The organism is Streptomyces sp. TAA204 (assembly GCF_000424965.1).
In genome coordinates, this window is sequence record NZ_AUKW01000021.1 from 1 (window position 1) to 21,501 (window position 21,501).

The window sequence follows — 21,501 nt, forward strand, 5'->3', positions numbered from 1 at the left end:
CGCCAGAATGGTCGGCGAAGCCCACGGCGAAGTGAAACTCGCCCTCCAGGAACTACGCGACCTCGCCCGAGGCATCCACCCCGCCATCCTCACCGACCGCGGACTCGGCCCCGCCCTGTCCGCACTCGCCGCACGCTGCACCGCCCACGTCACCGTCACCGTCGACCTCGACCGACGCCCCGCCCAAGCCATCGAAGGCATCACCTACTTCACCGTCTCCGAACTCCTCCAGAACATCAGCAAACACTCCCGCGCCCACACCGCCCGCATCGACGTCTGGAGAACCGGCGACCGCCTCCTCCTCCAAGTCACCGACAACGGCCGCGGAGGAGCACACACCACAACCCACGGCAGCGGACTCGCCGGACTCGCCGAACGCCTCGACGCCGTCGACGGCCTCCTCGTCCTCGACTCCCCCACCGGCGGCCCCACCACCATCACCGCCGAACTCCCCTGGCGGGTCTGACCGTACGGGCGCGGCGAGCCCCGGCACCGCGCCCGGCGTGCCGCTGCCCCGCGCCCCGGAGCCACGTCCCCGGGGCAGGGGCCGGAAGCCGGGGCCCGAAGCAGGGGCCGCCGGTCCCGGATTCTGGAATGCTGAGCGCGTCGGAACGCGTCTTACAGGGAGCGAGCCGGGGGGCCGGGGAATCGTGCGGGACGGGCAGGACGTACGGGACGTATGGAACGGGCCGAACGGGCGGAACGGGAAGGTCGTGGAGGGCAGCGTGCGGGTGGTCATCGCCGAGGACTCGGTTCTGCTCCGGGAGGGCCTGACCCGGCTGCTGACCGACCGGGGGCACGAGGTGGTCGCCGGGGTGGGTGACGGCGACGCCCTGGTCAGGACGGTCGCCGGGCTGGCCGGCACCGACCGCGCCCCTGACGTGGTGGTCGCCGACGTCCGGATGCCGCCGACGCACACGGACGAGGGCGTGCGGGCGGCCGTCGCGCTGCGCCGGGCGCACCCCGGTCTCGGCGTGCTGGTGCTGTCGCAGTACGTCGAGGAGCAGTACGCCACGGAGCTGCTGGCCGGTTCCAGCACCGGCGTGGGCTATCTGCTCAAGGACCGCGTGGCGGAGGTGCGCGAGTTCGTCGACGCGGTCGTCCGGGTGGCGGAGGGCGGCACGGCGCTCGACCCGGAGGTGGTCGCCCAGCTGCTGGGCCGCAGCCGCAAGCAGGACGTGCTGGCGGGACTGACCCCGAGGGAGCGGGAAGTGCTGGGCCTGATGGCCGAGGGGCGGACGAACTCGGCGGTCGCCCGGCAGCTCGTGGTCAGTCACGGCGCCGTCGAGAAGCATGTGAGCAACATCTTCCTCAAACTGGGCCTGTCGCAGAGTGACGCGGATCACCGCCGGGTGCTGGCGGTGCTGACGTACCTCAACTCGTAGCCGTCTCCGACGGGGTTCCACGGGCCGCCTGAACAGGACCGGAAGCGGTCTGCGAGGGGAGGCGCGGCACACGGGCCCCGCCGGCGTCCCCGCGTCTCAGGAACGAGTCCGCCATGTGACCGGTACAGGGAAGGTAACCCTTACCGACGTACGATGGCAGGCGACTACGCCGCCGCGAGGAGGTCCGATCCACCGTGACCAATCAGGTCAACAGCCCGGCCGGGCAGCGCCCAGGCACCGACGAGCCCGTAACCGGCGGGACGGACGGGGCCGAAGGGGCGAATGGTGACGTCAAGACCGAAGCGGGCGCCAAGGAGGTGCGGCGCCTGGACCGGGTCATCATCCGGTTCGCCGGCGACTCCGGCGACGGCATGCAGCTGACCGGCGACCGCTTCACCTCCGAGACGGCCTCCTTCGGCAACGACCTCTCGACGCTGCCGAACTTCCCGGCCGAGATCCGCGCACCCGCGGGGACACTCCCGGGCGTCTCCTCCTTCCAGCTCCACTTCGCCGACCACGACATCCTCACCCCGGGGGACGCCCCGAACGTACTCGTCGCGATGAACCCGGCGGCTCTGAAGGCGAACATCGAGGACGTGCCGCGAGGCGCCGAGATCATCGTCAACACGGACGAGTTCACCAAGCGGGCCATGGCCAAGGTCGGCTACGAGAACAGCCCCCTCGACGACGGTTCGCTCGACGGCTACAGCGTGCACCGGGTGCCGCTGACCACGCTGACCGTGGAGGCGCTGAAGGAGTTCGAGGTCGGCCGCAAGGACGCGGGCCGCTCGAAGAACATGTTCGCGCTCGGCCTGCTGTCGTGGATGTACCACCGCCCCACCGAGGCGACCGAGCACTTCCTGCGCACGAAGTTCGCCAAGAAGCCGCAGGTGGCCCAGGCGAACATCGCCGCATTCCGGGCCGGCTGGAACTTCGGCGAGACCACCGAGGACTTCGCGGTCTCCTACGAGGTGGCTCCCGCCACCACGGCCTTCCCTCCCGGCACCTACCGCAACATCTCCGGCAACCTCGCCCTGTCCTACGGGCTGATCGCCGCCTCCCAGCAGTCCGAGCTGCCGCTCTTCCTGGGCTCGTACCCCATCACCCCCGCCTCGGACGTGCTGCACGAGCTGTCCCGGCACAAGAACTTCGGGGTGCGCACCTTCCAGGCCGAGGACGAGATCGCCGGCATCGGCGCCGCGCTGGGAGCGGCCTTCGGCGGCGCGCTGGGCGTGACGACCACCTCGGGCCCGGGTGTGGCCCTGAAGTCGGAGACCATCGGACTCGCCGTCTCCCTGGAGCTGCCGCTGCTGGTCGTCGACATCCAGCGCGGCGGCCCCTCCACCGGCCTGCCGACCAAGACCGAGCAGGCCGACCTGCTCCAGGCGATGTACGGACGCAACGGCGAGGCGCCGGTGCCGATCGTCGCCCCGTCCACCCCGGCCGACTGCTTCGACGCGGCCATGGAGGCCGCCCGTATCGCGCTGACGTACCGCACCCCCGTCTTCCTGCTCTCGGACGGCTACCTCGCCAACGGCTCCGAGCCGTGGCGCGTACCGGACGTGGACGATCTGCCGGATCTGCGGGTGCACTTCGCGCGGGAGCCCAACCACACGCTGGGCGACGGCACCGAGGTCTTCTGGCCCTACAAGCGCGACCCGCACACCCTTGCCCGCCCGTGGGCCGTCCCCGGCACACCCGGCCTGGAACACCGCGTCGGCGGCATCGAGAAGCAGGACGGCACCGGCAACATCTCCTACGACCCGGCCAACCACGACCTCATGGTGCGTACGCGCCAGGCGAAGGTCGACGGAGTCGACGTGCCCGACATCGAGGCGGACGACCCGGGCGGCAGCGCCGATGTGCTGGTGCTGGGCTGGGGTTCGACGTACGGGCCGGTGACGGCTGCCGTACGGCGGCTGCGCCGGAGCGGCCGGCGGATCGCCCAGGCACACCTGCGCCACCTCAACCCCCTCCCGGGGAATCTCGGGGAAGTGCTGCGGCGTTACGAGAAGGTGGTAGTACCCGAGATGAACCTGGGCCAGCTGGCCACGCTCATCCGCGCCAAGTACCTCATCGACGCCCGCTCCTACACCCAGGTCAACGGCATGCCCTTCAAGGCCGAACAGCTCGCGACCGCATTGACGGAGGCCCTGAATGACTGAGCTCTCCCTGGTGCCGAAGGCCGAAGCGGCCCAGAGCATGAAGGACTTCAAGTCCGACCAGGAAGTGCGCTGGTGCCCCGGCTGCGGCGACTACGCGGTGCTCGCCGCGGTCCAGGGCTTCATGCCGCAGCTCGGCCTGGCCCGGGAGAACATCGTCTTCGTCTCGGGCATCGGCTGCTCCTCCCGCTTCCCGTACTACATGAACACCTACGGGATGCACTCCATCCACGGCCGCGCGCCCGCCATCGCGACGGGCCTGGCCACCACCCGGCGCGACCTGTCGGTGTGGGTCGTCACGGGCGACGGCGACGCGCTGTCCATCGGAGGCAACCACCTCATCCACGCGCTGCGCCGCAACGTGAACCTGAAGATCCTGCTCTTCAACAACCGCATCTACGGCCTCACCAAGGGGCAGTACAGCCCCACCTCGGAGGCCGGGAAGATCACCAAGTCCACGCCGATGGGCTCCCTGGACTCCCCCTTCAACCCGGTCTCCCTCGCGCTGGGAGCCGAGGCCACCTTCGTCGCCCGTACGGTCGACTCCGACCGCAAGCACCTCACCGGCACGCTCCAGGCCGCCGCCGACCACCCCGGCACCGCGCTGGTGGAGATCTACCAGAACTGCAACATCTTCAACGACGGCGCCTTCGAGGTCCTCAAGGACAAGCAGCTGGCGCAGGAAGCCGTCATCCGCCTGGAACACGGCGAGCCGATCCGCTTCGGCACGCCGGGCGAGGACGGGCTGGGCTCCAAGGGCGTCGTCCGCGGCCGGGACGGTGAGCTGCGGATCGTCGACGTCACCGAGGAGGGCACCGACGGAGTCCTGGTCCACGACGCCCACGCGGCCTCGCCCGCGACCGCGTTCGCCCTCTCCCGGATCGCCGACCCGGACACGCTGCACCACACCCCCATCGGAGTACTCCGGGACGTCGAACGGCCCGTCTACGACACGGACATGGCCAACCAGCTCGAAGCCGCCATGGAGAACCAGGGCAAGGGCGACCTCGGCGCGCTCCTGTCCGGCGCCGACACCTGGACGGTCGACGGCTGACAGCAGCGCGGCGGGGGCCCGCCGGAGGAGTCGTGCACTCGCTCCGGCGGGCCCCTTCGTGCGGGTGCCGGGCAGCCACCGCCGCGGCCGCAGGCGGGACGGACGCCGGACGTACGGCCCCGCGGGCCCGGACACCTGACCCTGGCCCCTGCCCTGTGCCCTGCGCCCTCTGCCCCGTCAGTACCGTCATGTGAAACGCAGATGACAGCCGCCTTCCGGCGGCGCTACCGTCGACCGGACGAAGAGCGAGGAGGGGCCAGCCCGTGGCAGATCGAAGTACTCACCGCACCGGCCTGCTCTACGGATTCGCCGCCTACGGCCTGTGGGGCGTCCTCCCGCTCTACTGGCATCTGCTGAAGTCCACGGGCGCCGCCGAGGTCCTCGCCCACCGCATGGTGTGGTCCCTGCCCACGGCCCTGCTGCTGCTCGTCGTGCTGCGCCGCTGGTCCTGGATACGCCCGCTGCTGCGGCAGCCGAAGCGGCTCGCCCTCGTCGCCCTCGCCGCCACGGCGATCTCCCTCAACTGGGGCCTGTTCATCTGGTCGGTCAGCGTGGGCCGCGTCCTGGAGTCGTCCCTCGGCTACTTCATCAACCCGCTGGTCTCCATCGCCTTCGGCGTCCTGCTGCTCCGCGAGCGGCTGCGCCCCGCACAGTGGGTCGCCGTCGGCATCGGGGCGAGCGCGGTGGCGGTGCTCGGCGTCGCCTACGGCCAGGTGCCGTGGCTGTCGATCACCCTCGCCCTGAGCTTCGCCACATATGGGCTGATCAAGAAGCGCGTCCTGCTGGACGGCGTCGACGGTTTCAGCGCGGAGAGCGCCGTGCAGTTCCTGCCCGCGCTGGGCTTCCTGATCTACCTCGGCCTCAACAGCGAGGGCAGCTTCACCTCGGACGGTGTGGGCCACGCCCTGCTGCTGGCCCTCGCCGGCCTGGTCACCGCCGTACCGCTGATCTTCTTCGGCAGCGCGGCGGTACGGCTGCCGCTGTCCACGATCGGACTGCTGCAGTATCTGGCTCCCGCCCTGATGTTCCTGCTCGGGCTGCTCGCCTTCCACGAGGAGATGCCTCCGGAGCGCTGGGCGGGCTTCATCCTCGTCTGGACCGCCCTGACCGTCCTCACCTGGGACGCGCTGCGCACCCGGCGCCGGGGCCGCGAGGAGCTGCGCCGGGCCGCCCGCGAGGCGGCGGCACACGAGCCGGCGGAACGTACGGGGCCCGCGTGCCCGGAGTCCGCGCCTGCGGCCTCCGGGCACGCGGAGGCCGCAGGCGCGGAGTCCGGGCGTACCGGCCCCAGCGACGCCGCCGCTAAGCCGTGATGTCGCGCGCCGTGAAACGCGCCCAGGCCGCGGAGCCGAACACAGCCGTGTAGAGCCCCTGGAGACCGAGGTTCTTCAGCAGCTCGTCCCAGTAGACGGGGTCGCGGAGCAGGTCGGCGAAGCTGAGCCAGTAGTGCGTGAACAGGTAGGGGTGCACGGGGTGCAGCTGCGGGATCGTGTCCACGATCTGCACCATCAGCAGCAGCCCCACCGTGGTGGCCATGGCGGCGATCCCGCTGTTGGTCAGGGTCGAGACGAACAACCCGAGAGCCGCCAGTCCCATCAGTGACGCCGCCACCGCGAGAGCGATCGCGAACGCGCGCAGCAGCCCCTCGGAGAAGGGGACCTGGGTGCCCGAGAGCAGCGTGACGTCGCCCAGCGGGAAGAGCAGCGCCCCCGTGGCCAGTGCGGACACGGCGACGACGAGGGTGGCGACGACGCAGAAGACCATGGCACCGGCGAACTTCACCAGCAGCAGCCGCGTGCGTCCAGCCGGGGCGACCAGCAGATAGCGCAGCGTGCCCGCACCGGCCTCGCCCGCGACGGAGTCACCCGCGATGACACCCACCGTCATCGGCAGGAAGAAGGGCAGGGTGGCCGCGAGGGAGGCGAAGACGAGGAAGAGGCCGTTGTTGGTGATCTGGGAGACGAAGGCGGGTCCACCGCCGCCGTCCCCGCCCGCCGAACCGCCGTCCCCCGTCTCGATCCTGACCGCGATGCCGACCAGCACCGGGATCACGGCGAGTACGCCCAGCAGCGCGAGCGTGCGCCACCGGCGGAAGGTGGTGAGCAGTTCGCTGCGGAGGAGGGCGAGCCCGAGCACACCCGGGCGCCCGCCGGAAGCGGCTGGAGGCGCGGCGGGCACGGCGGAGGCATCCCGGACGTGACGTCCGTCCCGTCCAGGACGCTCGTCCCGTCCAGGACGCTCGTCCCGTCCGGCGAGGTCAGCCGACATCGAATCCCTCCCCGGTGAGTGAGACGAAGACGTCCTCCAGCGAGACCTTGGTGACGCCGAACGCCCGCACTCGGACGCCCGAGCGCACGAGCGCGGCGTTGAGGGCGGCGAGATCCGGCGGCTCCGCCCCACTCGGGCCCTGCACCGCGCTCAGCTCTCCCGTGACGACCTGCCCGCCGGCGTCGTCGTCGACCGCCAGGTCGGTCACGCCGTGCTCCTTCAGTACGCGGACCGCATCCGGACCGTCCGGGGTGGTGACCGTCAGACGTCCTCGCGCACCGGCGGACATCTCGGCGACGGTGCCCTGTGTGACGAGTCTGCCCCGGTTCATCACCGCCGTGTGCGAGCAGACCTGCTCGATCTCGTCCAGGAGGTGGGAGGAGAGAAAGACGGTGGTGCCGTCCTGTGCCAACGTCCGCACCAGGGAGCGGATTTCGCGCATGCCCTGCGGGTCGAGGCCGTTGGTCGGCTCGTCCAGGACCAGGAGTTCACGTGGCTGGAGCAGTGCGGCGGCGATGCCGAGCCGCTGCTTCATGCCCAGCGAGTACGCCTTGGCCTTCTTGCCCGCCGCACCGGAGAGCCCGACGCGCTCCAGCGCCACCTCCACCCGCGCCCGGCGGGTGCGGGAGTCGGCGGACGGGTCGGCGGCGTCGTAGCGGTGGAGGTTGCCGCGTCCGGAGAGAAAGCCGTAGAGCGCAGGGCCCTCGATGAGCGCGCCCACCCGTGGCAGCACGCGCCGGCCCGCGTGCGGCATCGGTTCGCCCAGCAGGCGGACGCTGCCCTCCGTCGCGTCGATGAGGCCGAGCAGCATGCGGATCGTGGTGGTCTTCCCCGACCCGTTGGGGCCGAGGAATCCGAAGACGCTGCCGCGTGGTACGTCCAGATCGAGGCCGTCGACGGCGAGTTGCCCGCCCCGGTAGCGCTTGCTGAGCCCGCGCGTCTCGATGACGGCTGAGGCTGACGGCTGAACCATGGCGCTCCCGCGATCGGTCGGCCGGATGGGCAGTGGTTCGGGCGGACAGTGGGTCGGGCGGGCGGCGGGGGCAGTCGGGCGGCGGTCGGGCGGACGACGGACGGGACCGGGGGGCTGCCCGGCGGGGTCGCGCCGCGACCCGTGACCTGCGGAGCGGTGCGCACACCGCCCCTCACGTGGTGTCCCCACCACCCGGCCGGGCGGTGGGGACGGACGCACTCGTCGGGGACGGTCACTTCGCGGCGGCGTCGGCGGCCTTGATCAGGCCCTCCTTCGTCACCGCCCCTACGTAGACCGTGCCGTCCTCCGTCATCAGGGCGTTGACCAGCCGGGTGCTCACGATCCGGCCGGTGCCGAAGTCGCCTTCGGCCTCCTCGGTGAAGCTGTTCAGCAGCTCCTTCGCCTGCGGCGAACGAGCCCCCTCACCGGCCTCGCCCTTCCCGGACCCGCCACCGGACATGCCGGGCATCCCGCCGAGGCCCTTGGGCCCCTTGATCTCCGCGACCGTGCCCCAGCCCTCGCCGAGCGTGTTCAGCCCGGACATGTCGGGCCGTTCGCCCTTGTGCGGTGCGGACTTCTCGGAGCCCTTGCCGGAGCCCTTCCCGAAGTGCTCCCCGTGGCCCTTGCCGTCCGGCTTCTCCTCGGTGACGTCGGTGCCCTTCGGCGGCTTGAAGTTGAAGGTGCCGGCCGACGGCTTGCCGAAGTCGACCTTGGTGTAGGCCACATCGACGGCCGGCTTGCCGCCGCTCTTCGGGTCGAGCGTGAACTTCAGGGGTGTGCCGTTCTCCGCGTCGACGGCGATCCGCATGGAGTCGACCGTCGAGTGCGGTGCGCCCTTCGGCTTGATCAGCAACTGGTAGGCGTCCCGGCCGGCGACCTTCGCCGTACCGTCCACGGTCACGGAGGTGGTGTCCTCCGCGGCCTTGAGCGCCTGCTCGGCCGCCTTCTGCGGAGTGACGTCCTGCGGCCCCTTGCCGAACTTCCCGCCGTGCTCGCCCTTCTGGCCGGAAGCGGCACCCTTCGGGGCCGTCATGTGGAGCGCCGAGTCCCGGGCGCTGTCGTACGCCCACGCCTCGTCGCCGTTGCGGATCAGGCTGTACTCGGCGGCGTCCTCGACGACCGAGACGCGCTGCTTGTCGGGCCCGTCGACGGCGACGCGCAGCGTGTGCTCGCCCGAGGCCAGCTCCATCAGCTTGTCCTGGGGTGAGACCGCCGACTTCCCGCCGTCGCGTTCCTGTTCGCCCTCGCCACGGTCCTCGCCGTGCCGTCCGCCGCCGAAGAGGCCGCCCTTCTCGCCTCCGGAGCCGCCCGCGCCGGGCATCTGGGGAAGTCCGAGATCGGTGTTGATCTTCACCGTCCCGGACATGTGCTGGGTGTCGGACGCGGCCATCTTCTCCACCAGTTCCTGCGCGGAGATCTTCGGCAGATCAGGGTCGCCTGAGCTGGCGAGCGCGGGTACGAGCCCGACGGACGCCGCGGCGACTCCTGCGACGACGGCCGGTATGCCGTACCTGGCTGCCTTCCTGCCGGGCGTCCTCGGTTGGATCTGTGCCATGTTGGTGCCCTACCTCCGGGTCGGTGGCGGTTCTGTACGTCGCACTCGTCCATCCCCTGCCCTGCCATTGTCCCCGAATTCCCGGGGATGGTGCGGGGTGGTGCATCAATGGCACCAAACCGGTGAGCTTTTCGCGTCAGCCGGTGGAGCCAACTGCGCGTACTCCTCCGGGTGGAGGCATGGGCCGCGCACGTCCGCCGAGCGGCGCCGCCCCCGGTGGGTGAGAACCCTGAGACGCGGCTCGTCCTTCCGGCGCCCGCGTGGCGCTCGGAGGCCCCGGACCGCCGGAGTGCCTCTCCCGGGGCTCGTCCCGGGGCTCGCCCCGGAGCGCGTCAGCCGGCTCGGTGGACGACGGCGTCGCAGAGCTGTGAAAGGGCCGCCTTCGCGCCGCAGTCGGGCAGCGGCTTCAGCGTCTCGCGCGCCTCGTTCGCGTACCGGACGGTGTCCCGCCGGGCCTGCTCCAGCGCCGGGTGCGCCCTCAGCGCCGCCAGAGCCTCGGCGTGACGGGCGTCGTCGGTGAGGTCGCCGTCGAGCAGGTCACGCAGGGCGCGGTCCTCGGCAGTGCCGTCGGGGGACGCGGCACGCGCGCGCAGATGGAGCACCGGAAGGGTGGGGATGCCCTCGCGCAGGTCGGTGCCCGGGGTCTTGCCGGACTCGCGGGAGTCGCTGGCGATGTCGAGTACGTCGTCGGCCAGTTGGAACGCCGTGCCCACCCGCTCCCCGTACTGGGTGAGGATCGAGACGACGCTCTCGTCGGCCCCCGACATCAGCGTGCCGAAGCGGCCCGCGACGGCGATCAGCGAGCCCGTCTTGCCCGCGATCACGTCCAGGTAGTGCTGTACGGGGTCGTGGCTCTCACCGGGCCCCGCGGTCTCCATGATCTGCCCGGTCACGAGCCGTTCGAACGCCTCGGCCTGGATACGGACGGCCTCGGGCCCGAGGTCGGCGAGGATGTGGGAGGCGCGGGCGAAGAGGAAGTCCCCGGTCAGCACCGCCACGGTGTTGGTCCAGTTGACGTTGGCGCTGGGGACTCCGCGCCGGACGTCCGCCTCGTCCATCACGTCGTCGTGGTAGAGCGTCGCCAGATGTGTCAGCTCGACCACGACGGCCGAGGGCACCACACCGGGTGCGTGCGGATCACCGAACTGTGCGCCGAGCATCACCAGCAGGGGCCGGAAGCGTTTTCCACCGGCACGTACCAAATGCTGCGCGGCGCCCGTTATGAACGGAACGTCGCTCTTCGTGGCCTCGAAGAGACCTTCTTCGACAGCCGCCAACCCTGCCTGGACCTCGGCTTCGAGTGCCTGGTCCCGCACGGTCAGTCCGAAGGGCCCGACGACGGTCACGAGGGGTTCTCCTGTCTGCGTACGACGAATGCGCACTCGACTCGAGCGCTCGGTGTCTTCAGTCTCTCGACGTCACCATCACCCGGCAGCGTATCCGGTCCCCCGGCGATCACCGTCGGCGCCCGTCGATGCCGCATACGGCGTACCACCCCTGCTGAGAGCCATGCCGCACACCCCGGCGGCACGGGTCGCACAGGGCGGCGAGGACCGGGCGGGCGCACTGCCCGTACCCTGAGCTCGCCCGTGACCGGCGACGATCTCGAAGGCGAGGCACCTGTGACCGACGTCAACCCGCTCGACCTGCCCGAGGGCGACCCCTTCGGCCCGGACAACCTCCCGTACGGCGTCTGCACCACCGCCGCCGAGCCGGACCGGCCCCGCGTCGTGGTCCGCCACGGCGACTTCGCACTGGACGCCGGCGCCGCCGCGGAAGCGTTCGGCTCACCCCACGCCCCGCTGCTCCAACAGCCGCTGCTCAACCCGCTGATGGCCGCGGGCCGCCCCACCTGGCAGGCCGTACGCGCCCAGCTGCGTGACTGGCTGACCCTGCCGGAGCACCGGAGCGTCACCGAGTCCTTCCTGCTGCCGCTGGGGGAGGTGGTCATGCGCCTGCCGTTCGAGGTCGCCGACTACGTCGACTTCTACGCCAGCGAGCACCACGCCACCAACGTCGGCCGCATCTTCCGCCCGGACGGCGCCGCGCTGACCCCCAACTGGAAGCACCTGCCCATCGGCTACCACGGCCGCGCCGGGACCGTCGTCGTCTCCGGCACCCCGGTCGTACGCCCCAAGGGGCAGCGCAAGCCGCCGCACGAGGAGACACCGCTCTTCGGTCCGTCGCGGCGGCTGGACATCGAGGCCGAGGTCGGGTTCGTTGTGGGCACCCCCTCGGCACCCGGCGACACGGTGCCCCTCTCCGCCTTCCGCGACCACGTCTTCGGCGTGACGCTGCTCAACGACTGGTCCTCGCGCGACATCCAGGCGTGGGAGTACGTGCCGCTCGGCCCCTTCCTCGGCAAGTCCTTCGCCACGTCCGTCTCCGCGTGGATCACCCCGCTCGACGCCCTGGACGCCGCCCGTACGGCACCGCCCGTACGCGACGTACCGGTGCTCGGCTACCTGGACGACTCGGCCGAGCCCGAGCCCGGGGGCATCGACCTGCGCATCACCGTGACGGTCAACGGCCACACGGTCGCCGAGCCGCCCTTCTCCGCGATGTACTGGACGGCCGCCCAGCAGCTCGCCCACATGACGGTCAACGGCGCCTCGCTGCGCACCGGCGACCTCTACGCCTCCGGCACGGTCAGCGGACCGGAACCCTCCCAGCGCGGATGCCTGCTGGAGCTGACCTGGGGCGGCAGGGAGCCGCTCGAACTGCCGGACGGCAGCCGGTCCTTCCTGGAGGACGGGGACGAGGTGACGCTCTCGGCGTGGGCCCCGGGCCCGGGCGGCAGCCGCATCGGAATGGGCGAGGTGAGCGGGCGCGTCCGGCCGGCTCGCTGACCGCGGGCCGCGGAGGGGCGGGGCGCGGAAGGGCTGGGGGAGGCGGGGCACGGGGACGGGGGGAGACAGGGACGGTAGTCAGCCGCCGGAACCCTCGCGTACCGCGTCCAGCCGCTCCCGCACCCACCGCTCCACATCGCTGACGTGACGGCTCGCCGCGGCGAAGGCGCCGAGGCTGTCGCGGTCACGCAGCGCGCTGTAGATGTCCATGTGCTGCTGGTGCGTCCAGGCCAGCACGTCCGACTTGACCAGGGCACGCCAGACGCGTGCCCTGGCCGTACGCGCGCTCACCGACGAGACCAGCGACTCCAGCGTCCGGTTGCCCGTCGAGGAGACGATGACGGCGTGGAACGCCAGGTCCTCGCGGACCAGTTCGCCGGGCTCCTGCAGGGTGCGCATCCGTTCGATGCGCTCCAGCAGCCCGTCGAGGGCGGCGTCGTCGATACGGGTCGCGGCGAGCGCCGTCGCACCGGGCTCCAGCACCTTGCGGCACTCCAGCATCTCGTCCAGACCGGTGTCCTGTGCGAGGTCGAGGAAGCTGCCGATCGCGCTCAGCAGCCGTTCGGGCCGCAGATCGGTGACGAAGGTGCCGTCCCCGCGCCGTACGTCCAGGACGCCGGCCATCGCCAGCGCCCGTACGGCCTCGCGCAGCGACGGGCGGGACAGCTCCAGCTCACGGGCGAGCACCGCCTCCGACGGCAGCCGCTGCCCGGGGGCGAACTCACCCGTCTCGATGCGCTTCTTGAGCCGGCCGATGGCCACGTCGACGACGCTGCCGACCCCACCGGGGCGCTCGCCCCCGGGCCCGGCGCCCTCCGGGCCGTCGCCACCGGAGCCGGAGGAGCGGGGGGCGACGCCGCTCACCGGGCCTCCTGTGCGGAGCCGTTCCACACCGGACCGTCCGGGTAGCGGTGTGCGTCCAGCGTCTCGCGCCGTATCCGCGAGCTGTACCCGGGGGCCTCGGGCACGAGATAGCGCGAGCCGCGTACGCGGACCGGGTCGTGGAAGTGCTCGTGCAGATGGTCGACGTACTCGATGACGCGGTCCTCCATCGACCCGCTGACCGCCACGTAGTCGAAGACCGACAGGTGCTGCACCAGCTCGCACAGGCCGACACCGCCCGCGTGCGGACACACCGGCACGCCGTGCGCCGCGGCCAGCAGCAGCGCCGCGACCGCCTCGTTGACGCCGCCCAGCCGGCAGGCGTCGATCTGGCAGATGCCGATCGCCTCCGCCTGGAGGAACTGCTTGAACATCACCGCGTTGTGCGCGTGCTCACCCGTGGCGACGTGGGTGGGGGCGATGCCGCGTGCGATGGCCGCGTGACCGAGCACGTCGTCCGGGCTGGTGGGCTCCTCGAACCACCAGATACCGAACTCCCTCAGCGCCTCGGCCCACTCGACCGCCTCGGCGACGCCGAGGGTCTGGTTGGCGTCGATCATCAGCCGGCGGGAGGGGCCGATGATCTCGCGTGCGATGCGGCAGCGGCGCACGTCGTCGGCGAGGTCCGCGCCCACCTTCAGCTTGACCGAGTCCCAGCCCTGCTCGACGGCCTCCCGGCACAGCCGCGCCAGCTTCTCGTCGTCGTAGCCGAGCCACCCCGCACTGGTGGTGTAGGCGGGGTAGCCGTGCTCGCGTACGTACGCCTCGCGTCCGGCGCGGCCCGGCACCCGCGACTCCAGCATCTCCAGGGCGGCTTCGGGGGTGAGCGCGTCCTTGAGGTAGCGCCAGTCGACGAGGTCGACGATCTGGCGCGGGGTGAAGTCGCAGAGCAGCTTCCACACGGGCTTGCCCGCGCTCTTCGCCGCCAGGTCCCAGCCTGCGTTGATCACGGCCGCTGCGCCCAGGTGGATCGCGCCCTTGTCCGGGCCGAGCCAGCGGAGCTGGCTGTCACCCAGGAGGTGACGGGAGAAGCCGCCCAGGTCTGCGGTGATCTCGTCCACGGCGAGGCCGACCGCACGTTCGCCGATCGCCTGTGCCGCCCGCGTGGCCAGGTCGTTGCCGCGGCCGATGGTGAACGTGAAGCCGTGGCCCTCGCTGACGGGCGCGGAGCTGCCGCCTCCGCCGACGTGCAGCACGACGTACGCGGCGGAGTAGTCGGGCGCCTCGTTCATGGCGTCGGAACCGTCGAGGGCGCGCGAGGTCGGGAAGCGGACGTCGATCGTCTCGACGTCGACGATGCGGGCGGTCATCGGCACTCACTCCTGTACGTACGAGAGGACTGCTGCGTGTGCGAGAGGGCTGCGACGGCGGAGCCACGGGCGTACCCGGCTCAAGGTGTCAGATGTCTCGACCGATCGCCAGACCGGCACCGGACCCGGTCATCGACCATCGGTGAGTGAACGGTGAGGTGAAAGGCGAGGCGAAGACGGAGGCCACGGACTCTTGCCCGGTGGTGAGCGTGAAAGTTACGTTCCAGTGGTCAGATGTCTGACTCGCCCCGGTCCCCCGGTGTCCCCGAAGTCCCGGCGTCCCGGCGAAGAGGAAGAGAGAGGAGTAGCGATGACGCGCATCGTGCGCTTCGCAGACGGCGACGGCACCGTCCGTACCGGGGTCGCCGACGGCAGCGGAGAGGTCCGCGCCTTCGACGGCGCTCCCCGCGTCGCGGACCTGCTGCGGCTCGGCTCCGAGGAGCTGCGCTCCCTGGTCGCACGGACCGGGGAGGGACCCCACGTCCACGCCGAGAAGGACGTGCTGCTGCTCCCGCCGATGGACGGCCTGATGGAGCTGTGGGCGGCCGGAGTCACCTACGAGCGCTCGCGGGAGGCGCGGGTCGCGGAGAGCACCGAGCAGTCCGTCTACGAGCGCATCTACGACGCCGAGCGCCCCGAACTCTTCTTCAAGGCCCTGCCCTGGCGGGTGGTCACCGACGGCGAACCGATCGCCGTCCGGGACGACTCCGAACTGAACGTGCCCGAGCCCGAGTTGGGGCTCGTGCTCAACAGGAGCGGGGAGACCGTGGGTTACGTCGTCGCCGACGACGTCAGCTCCCGCACCATCGAGGGCGAGAACCCCCTCTACCTCCCGCAGGCCAAGGTCTACGGCGGAAGCGCCGCCGTCTCCCCGGGCATCGTGCCCGCCTGGGAGGTCGCCGATCCCGGCGCCCTGGGCATCAGCCTCGTCGTGCACCGGGACGGCGCCGTCGCCTTCGAGGGCGAGACCTCGACGGCCGCGTTCCACAGGCCCCCGCAAGGCCTGGCCGAACACCTCTGGCACGCCCAGCCGTTCCCGGACGGCGCCGTGCTGTGCACGGGTACCGGCATCGTCCCCGAGATGGACTTCACGCTGCGGGGCGGCGACACCGTGGAGATCACGATCGACGGAGTGGGCGTGCTGACCAACCCCGTCCTCGGTGACCAGGCCGAACTGGACTGGCTGGTCGAGGCGGTCGACGACCCGCTGTCGCGGCGCGCGCACCGGCGCTGACACCGGAGCTGGCCGGCGTCCTCGGCCGGGACGGTCCCACGGGGCGGCGGCTCGGGCGCCCCGGGGACCGCTCCCTCGCGGGGTCAGCCCTTCGGGACGAGCTTCTCCGGGTCCTCGGGAAGCTTCACGGGGGAATCCGCGACCTTGGCATAGACGTCCGTGGCGCCGCCGTTCCAACTCACCTTCATCGACTTGGCCTTGAGCTCGCCGACCTTGCCGTTGGTGCGGTCCTCGCCGGTGCCTCCGGGGCACTTGAGCACCAGCGTCTTGCCGCCGGAGTCCATGACGCGGCCCGTGCAGTTGTTGCTCTCCTCGCGCAGCACGGTCACGGCGTTCCCGGCGATGGTCAGCACGAACTGCTTGCCCTTCGCCTTCCAGATGCCCTCCAGGGAGGCGGGCTTGCCGTCGGACGGCGCCTCGGAGTCCTCGCCGGACCCGGACCCGGACCCTCCGCCGTCCGCGGGCTCGTCCTCCTCGGGAGTGGCCGGCTTGTCGGCCGGCTCCGAGGCGTCCGGCTTGCCGCCGCCCTTGTCGTCCTTGCCGCCCGGCTCCTCGCTGCTGCCGCAGCCGCTCACCAGCAGCGCGGCAGCCGCGAACACGGCCACCGCCCCCGTCCTCCGCGCTGACGTGCGCACGTGTACTCCCTCGTCTCCGGTGCCCCGCCCGATTGCAGGTTCACGTCAAACTAGCAGGTCGGCCGATCTCGGCGGTCCGGTCATGAACTCGCTTCAGTATCAACAGGTGGTGGAGGCGCAAAACTTCAGATGGCGCGCGTCATTGCCGCGTGGCGTCTCAGGGCCGTCGGCGCGACTGACGCAAGGTGTATGCCTGCCTGGAGCCTCTGGAAAGGGAGGGCACGCATCATGTGGCACGCTGACGAACTCGGAACCCTGTCCGACCTCACCGCGGACCTCGGCCCCGCGGAGCGGGAGCGGATCGATGAGATCAAACGCCAGATGCGCGACGCCGAGAGAGGCCAAGAACTGAGCTCACTCCGCAAGGCACAGGGGTTCTCTCAGACCGAGGTCGCCGATGCCATGGGCGTGGCCCAGGGGCGTGTGAGTCAGATCGAGCGCGGTCAGGCAGGTCTGGACACCGCGACCCTGGCTGCCTATCTCGACGCCATCGGCGGCGAGTTGACCATGCTGGCCACCATCGGCAACGTTTCCGTCCGGCTCTGACCATCTGACGTGCCGCTGCCCGGCACCCCTTCACGGGGTGCCGGGCAGTCGGTGGGTGCCCTGGACCCGGTTACGCGACGGGGCCGCCGTTGAGGCGCCCCACGAAGACCGACCACGCCCCGGGAGCAACGTCGAGCGCTGGCCGGGTCACGTCCTTGGAGTCCCGTACGCGCACGGAGCCGACACGCGCGGCGACCTCGACGCACTCCCCACCGTCGGGCCCGCTGTAACTGGACTTGAACCATTCCGGTCCTTCAGAACCGGTCGTTACATCAGCAGCGCTCATAGCTCTCCCAACCTCCGGGTCAGCAGGCTCACTGAGTCCTCGGGGGTAAGAGCCTGCGAACGCAGCGTCGCATAGCGCATGTTCAGGTCACCAGTGTCCTTGACGTCCGAGAGCAGCACACCTCCCTTCGGCCCGTCGAAGTAGGCCATCCGATCTCGCTCTCGCGTTTCGACCACGGTCATCGGGCCGCCCAGCCCTGCGTGGTTGGCGCGGTCTGTCGGCATCACTTGAAGGTCGAGATGGCGAAGTTCGGCCAGTTCCAGCAGCCGTTCGATCTGTCCTCGCATCACTTCGCGGCCTCCGACGCACCGATGGAGAACGACTTCCTCGACAATCGCGCTGACCAGCGGCGACGGTGTCCGGTCCAGCAGGCTCTGCCTCTCCAGGCGGGCCATCACGCCGGTATCGATCTCCGAATCCCCGAGAGGGGGACGTCCGTTGGCGAAGACCGCCCGCGCGTACGTCTCCGTCTGGAAGAGTCCGGGAATCACATGCGTGGCGTAGATGCCGAGCGAGGCAGCCTCCGCCTCGTACCGGGCGTACTCCTCGAACCAGTCCGGGTACCTGCCCCGCACGATCCTGCTCGCCGCGTCTCGCAGCAGGCCGCCCGCCTCGAACAACGACTCCGCCGAGTCGACCAGTTGAGGCGGCGGCGGGCGCCGGCCCTGCTCCACCGACGAGACCGTCTCCGCCGCGTACCCCGCCTCGTGCGCGAACTGCTCCCGGCTGTAGCGCGCCCGTTTGCGCCACAGCCGCAACTGGCTCCCGAACATCCGCATGGTCGCCGAGGACTTGTCCCGCTCCCCCACTGCCCCACCTCCGCTGGCGATGCCACGTGCACGACGGTGCGTGTCCGAACCGTCACAGCTGAGCCTAGTGACGGTCACCCAGCGTGTACGCCGCCCACCGGAACCTCCCGCACCTCTGGGCGCCCACCACCGCGCGTGCGCCCCCGAGCAACCCGGACACGCCGCTGCCCGGCACCCTCCAACGGGTGCCGGGCAGCGGTCGACCGGTCGTGCGGGACGGGGCGGGTCAGCGGACGAAGACGCCCGCCTGGCTCGCCAGGTCCAGGAAGTACTGCGGTGCGACGCCCAGTACGAGCGTGACCAGTACACCGATGCCGATGGCCGAGGTCGTCCACGCGCTGGGCACGGCGACCGTGGGTCCGTCCGCCTTGGGCTCACTGAAGAACATCAGCACGATGACGCGGATGTAGAAGAACGCCGCGATGGCCGAGGCGATCACACCCACGACCACCAGCGCACCCGCGCCGCCCTCCGCGGCCGCCTTGAAGACGGCGAACTTGCCGGAGAACCCGGACGTCATCGGGATGCCCGCGAACGCCAGCAGGAAGATGGCGAAGGCACCGGCCAGCAGTGGTGAACGGCGCCCCAGGCCCGCCCACTTGGACAGGTGCGTCGCCTCACCTCCCGCGTCCCGCACCAGCGTGACCACCGCGAAGGCGCCCATCGTGACGAAGGAGTAGGCGGCCAGGTAGAAGAGCACCGAGGAGATGCCGTCCGGCGAGGTGGCGATGACGCCCGCCAGCAGGAAGCCCGCGTGGGCGATGGAGGAGTAGGCCAGCAGCCGCTTGATGTCGGTCTGCGTGAGGGCCACGACCGCGCCCGCGAGCATGGTGAGGATGGCGACGCCCCACATGACCGGACGCCAGTCCCAGCGCAGGCCGGGCAGGACCACGTACAGCAGGCGAAGCAGGGCGCCGAACGCGGCGACCTTCGTCGCCGCGGCCATGAAGCCGGTGACCGGGGTGGGCGCGCCCTGGTAGACGTCCGGGGTCCACATGTGGAACGGCACGGCGCCGACCTTGAACAGCAGGCCCATGATGACCATGGCCCCGCCGATGAGCAGGAGGGCGTCGGTGCTGGTGGTCTCGGCGAGCACCGCGTTCGTCTGCTGGTCGGCGTTGCCGATGACGCGGGCGAGACCGGAGTAGCTGAAGGTGCCCGCGTAGCCGTACAGCAGTGCCGCGCCGAAGAGCAGGAACGCGGAGGAGAAGGCGCCGAGCAGGAAGTACTTGACCGCCGACTCCTGCGAGAGGAGCCTGCGCCGGCGTGCCAGCGCGCACAGCAGGTACAGCGGGAGGGAGAAGACCTCCAGCGCGATGAAGAGCGTCAGCAGGTCGTTGGCGGCGGGGAAGATGAGCATGCCGCCGACCGCGAAGAGCAGCAGCGGGTAGACCTCGGTCGTCGTCCAGCCCGCCTTGGTGGCTTCCCGTTCGCCCTCACCGCCGGGTACGGACGCGGGCTGGGCCGCGAAGGAGTCGACGTGGGTCACCGCCGCCTTGTGCGCGCGGGGTTCCAGCCGCCGCTCGGCGAAGACGAACAGTGAGACGAGCCCGACCAGCAGGATGGTGCCCTGCAGGAAGAGCGTCGGACCGTCGACGGCGATCGCTCCCATGCCCGCGACGGCCGCCTTGCTCGTACCGTGCCCGGAGAAGGCCAGGCCGAGCACCGCGGCGAACGCGGCGGTCAGACCGAGGGCCGTGAGCACCAGCTGCGCGCCGTAGCGCAGCTTCCGGGGGAGGAACGCCTCAAGGAGGATGCCGACGACGGCCGCCCCCAGCACGATCAGTGTCGGGGAGAGCTGCCCGTACTCGATGCTCGGAGCCTGGAGTTCCTCCGCCCCGAGTGTCCACAGGCTGGGGACAGCCCCTGCCGTTGCCACCGCACTCACTTGTGGTCACCTCCGGCGTGGCCGTCCACCGGCTTGTAGTCGAACCAGCCCTGGTCGGCGACTGGATGCTCTGGCTTGGGGTCCTTCTTCTGCACGTCCGACATCGTGTGCTCGACGGCGGGATTCACGATGTCGGTGAGCGACTTCGGGAAGACCCCGAAGAAGATCAGCAGGGCGATCAGGGGCGCCACCACGGCCAGTTCACGCGGCCGCAGGTCGGGCATTGCCCGCACCTCCGGCTTCTCCACCGGCCCGGTCATCGTCCGCTGGTACATCAGCAGGACGTACAGGGCGGCGAGGACGATGCCCGTGGTCGCCACGATGCCCGCGACCGGGTACCGGCTGAACGTGCCCACCAGCACCAGGAACTCACTGATGAACGGCGCGAGTCCCGGCAGCGACAGCGTCGCGAGGCCGCCGACGAGGAAGGTGCCGGCGAGCACGGGGGCGACCTTCTGCACCCCGCCGTAGTCCGCGATCAGACGCGAGCCGCGGCGGCTGATGAGGAAGCCCGCGACCAGCATCAGCGCCGCCGTGGAGACGCCGTGGAAGACCATGTAGAGCGTCGCGCCGCTCTGCCCCTGGCTGGTCATCGCGAAGATGCCCAGGACGATGAAGCCGAAGTGGGAGATCGACGCGTATGCGATCAGCCGCTTCATGTCGCGCTGTCCGACGGCGAGCAGAGCACCGTAGAGGATGCTCACCAGCGCCAGTACGACCACGACCGGAGTCGCCCACGCACTCGCCTCCGGGAAGAGGCCGAGGCAGAAGCGGAGCATGGCGAACGTGCCGACCTTGTCGACGACGGCGGTGATCAGCACGGCCACCGGAGCGGTCGACTCCCCCATGGCGTTGGGCAGCCAGGTGTGCAGCGGCCACAGCGGCGCCTTCACGGCGAACGCGAAGAAGAAGCCGAGGAAGAGCCACCGCTCGATGCCGGTGTCGATCTGGAACGCGCCCTCCGCGCGGGCCTCGGTGATCTGCTGGAGCGAGAAGGTGCCCTCGCCCAGCTGGTCCGAGGTGACGACGAAGAGGCCCACGACGGCGGCCAGCATGATCAGACCGCCGGCGAGGTTGTAGAGCAGGAACTTCACCGCCGCGTACGAACGCTGCTTGGCGGCCTCCTCCTCGCCCGCCGCGTGTGCACGGTCCCCGAAGCCGCCGATGAGGAAGTACATCGGGATGAGCATGGCTTCGAAGAGGATGTAGAAGAGGAAGACGTCGGTCGCCGCGAAGGACATGATCACCATGGCCTCGACGGCGAGCATCAGCGCGAAGAAGCCCTGGGTGGGCCGCCAGCGGCTGTTTGCGCGGCCGGGCTCCCGCTCGTCGGCGTCGTGCCAGGCCGCGCCGATGATGAAGGGGATCAGCAGCGCCGTGAGCGCGATCAGTACGGCACCGATGCCGTCCACGCCCAGTTCGTAGCGCACCCCGAAATCGGCGATCCAGGAGTGCGATTCGGTGAGCTGGTAACGGTCGCCGCCCGGGTCGAAACGCACCAGCACCGCCACGGCGAGCGCCAGCGTGCCCGTCGAGACCAGCAGCGCGAGCCACTTGGCCGCGCTCTTCTTCGCGGCGGGCACGGCCGCGGTGGCGATGGCGCCGACCGCGGGCAGGGCGGCCGTGACCGTCAGCAGGGGAAATCCCGCGTTTGCTACAGACATG

19 protein-coding genes are annotated in these 21,501 nt (G+C 70.9%); 8 read left to right on the forward strand and 11 right to left on the reverse strand.

What is annotated here, in order from left to right; all coding sequences use genetic code 11:
* The 5 genes from H343_RS0121650 to rarD all read left to right on the forward strand — a co-directional run.
* Positions 1-466: ATP-binding protein (locus H343_RS0121650; RefSeq protein WP_037904670.1), on the forward strand; the 466-nt coding region annotated here is incomplete at its 5' end.
* Between the two features lie 259 nt (positions 467-725).
* Positions 726-1,385, forward strand: a complete 660-nt coding sequence (locus H343_RS0121655; protein ID WP_486587007.1) for a response regulator transcription factor — start codon at positions 726-728, stop codon at positions 1,383-1,385.
* 194 nt (positions 1,386-1,579) lie between these two features.
* Positions 1,580-3,550 carry a 2-oxoacid:acceptor oxidoreductase subunit alpha gene (locus H343_RS0121660; protein WP_028432856.1) on the forward strand — a complete coding sequence of 657 codons (1,971 nt, stop codon included), beginning with the start codon at positions 1,580-1,582 and terminating at the stop codon, positions 3,548-3,550.
* A complete protein-coding gene (locus tag H343_RS0121665; protein WP_028432857.1) occupies positions 3,543-4,601 on the forward strand; it encodes a 2-oxoacid:ferredoxin oxidoreductase subunit beta in 1,059 nt (352 codons plus the stop codon). Before H343_RS0121660 ends, H343_RS0121665 begins: the two co-directional genes overlap by 8 nt.
* Before the next feature lie 263 nt (positions 4,602-4,864).
* Positions 4,865-5,914 carry an EamA family transporter RarD gene (gene rarD / locus H343_RS32050; RefSeq protein ID WP_037904645.1) on the forward strand — a complete coding sequence of 350 codons (1,050 nt, stop codon included), beginning with the start codon at positions 4,865-4,867 and terminating at the stop codon, positions 5,912-5,914.
* Here the strand turns inward: rarD and H343_RS0121675 are convergent.
* From H343_RS0121675 to H343_RS0121690, 4 genes are all read right to left on the reverse strand, one after another.
* Positions 5,904-6,869 (reverse strand): ABC transporter permease, encoded by a 966-nt coding sequence (locus tag H343_RS0121675; protein WP_078506001.1) that lies wholly within the window; start codon positions 6,867-6,869, stop codon positions 5,904-5,906. The genes rarD and H343_RS0121675 overlap by 11 nt on opposite strands.
* Positions 6,859-7,842 carry an ABC transporter ATP-binding protein gene (locus H343_RS0121680; protein ID WP_028432859.1) on the reverse strand — a complete coding sequence of 328 codons (984 nt, stop codon included), beginning with the start codon at positions 7,840-7,842 and terminating at the stop codon, positions 6,859-6,861. The genes H343_RS0121675 and H343_RS0121680 overlap by 11 nt, the downstream gene beginning before the upstream one ends.
* Positions 7,843-8,074: 232 nt before the next feature.
* Positions 8,075-9,397 carry a membrane protein gene (locus tag H343_RS0121685; RefSeq protein ID WP_028432860.1) on the reverse strand — a complete coding sequence of 441 codons (1,323 nt, stop codon included), beginning with the start codon at positions 9,395-9,397 and terminating at the stop codon, positions 8,075-8,077.
* 332 nt (positions 9,398-9,729) lie between these two features.
* Positions 9,730-10,743 carry a polyprenyl synthetase family protein gene (locus H343_RS0121690; protein WP_028432861.1) on the reverse strand — a complete coding sequence of 338 codons (1,014 nt, stop codon included), beginning with the start codon at positions 10,741-10,743 and terminating at the stop codon, positions 9,730-9,732.
* 243 nt (positions 10,744-10,986) lie between these two features.
* On the opposite strand from H343_RS0121690, the gene fahA reads away from it, so the two are divergent.
* Positions 10,987-12,246 carry a fumarylacetoacetase gene (gene fahA, locus H343_RS0121695; protein WP_486587002.1) on the forward strand — a complete coding sequence of 420 codons (1,260 nt, stop codon included), beginning with the start codon at positions 10,987-10,989 and terminating at the stop codon, positions 12,244-12,246.
* 78 nt (positions 12,247-12,324) lie between these two features.
* Here the strand turns inward: fahA and H343_RS0121700 are convergent, their stop codons facing one another.
* Positions 12,325-13,110, reverse strand: coding sequence for a FadR/GntR family transcriptional regulator (locus H343_RS0121700; RefSeq protein WP_158679595.1), 786 nt, complete (start codon positions 13,108-13,110; stop codon positions 12,325-12,327).
* A complete protein-coding gene (locus H343_RS0121705; RefSeq protein WP_028432864.1) occupies positions 13,107-14,438 on the reverse strand; it encodes an enolase C-terminal domain-like protein in 1,332 nt (443 codons plus the stop codon). The genes H343_RS0121700 and H343_RS0121705 overlap by 4 nt, the downstream gene beginning before the upstream one ends.
* A gap of 310 nt (positions 14,439-14,748) precedes the next feature.
* Here H343_RS0121705 and H343_RS0121710 point away from each other — a divergent pair, with 310 nt between their 5' ends.
* A complete protein-coding gene (locus tag H343_RS0121710; RefSeq protein ID WP_028432865.1) occupies positions 14,749-15,672 on the forward strand; it encodes a fumarylacetoacetate hydrolase family protein in 924 nt (307 codons plus the stop codon).
* A gap of 83 nt (positions 15,673-15,755) precedes the next feature.
* Here the strand turns inward: H343_RS0121710 and H343_RS0121715 are convergent, their stop codons facing one another.
* Positions 15,756-16,307, reverse strand: a complete 552-nt coding sequence (locus H343_RS0121715; protein ID WP_028432866.1) for a hypothetical protein — start codon at positions 16,305-16,307, stop codon at positions 15,756-15,758.
* A gap of 228 nt (positions 16,308-16,535) precedes the next feature.
* Between H343_RS0121715 and H343_RS0121720 the strand changes: the two genes are divergently transcribed.
* Complete coding sequence (locus tag H343_RS0121720; protein ID WP_037904647.1) at positions 16,536-16,853, forward strand: helix-turn-helix domain-containing protein; 318 nt, start codon at positions 16,536-16,538, stop codon at positions 16,851-16,853.
* A gap of 70 nt (positions 16,854-16,923) precedes the next feature.
* Here H343_RS0121720 and H343_RS34435 read toward each other — a convergent pair whose 3' ends face one another.
* The 4 genes from H343_RS34435 to H343_RS0121735 form a co-directional block, all read right to left on the reverse strand.
* Positions 16,924-17,139 (reverse strand): DUF397 domain-containing protein, encoded by a 216-nt coding sequence (locus H343_RS34435; protein ID WP_078506003.1) that lies wholly within the window; start codon positions 17,137-17,139, stop codon positions 16,924-16,926.
* The gene (locus H343_RS0121725) at positions 17,136-17,948 is read right to left on the reverse strand and encodes a Scr1 family TA system antitoxin-like transcriptional regulator (protein ID WP_037904648.1); all 813 of its coding nucleotides are present in this window, start codon (positions 17,946-17,948) and stop codon (positions 17,136-17,138) included. The genes H343_RS34435 and H343_RS0121725 overlap by 4 nt, the downstream gene beginning before the upstream one ends.
* A gap of 226 nt (positions 17,949-18,174) precedes the next feature.
* Positions 18,175-19,827: an NADH-quinone oxidoreductase subunit NuoN gene (gene nuoN, locus H343_RS0121730; protein WP_028432869.1), complete on the reverse strand. Its 1,653-nt coding sequence runs from the start codon at positions 19,825-19,827 to the stop codon at positions 18,175-18,177.
* 5 nt (positions 19,828-19,832) lie between these two features.
* Positions 19,833-21,500: an NADH-quinone oxidoreductase subunit M gene (locus H343_RS0121735; RefSeq protein WP_037904652.1), complete on the reverse strand. Its 1,668-nt coding sequence runs from the start codon at positions 21,498-21,500 to the stop codon at positions 19,833-19,835.
* Position 21,501: the final 1 nt, after the last annotated feature.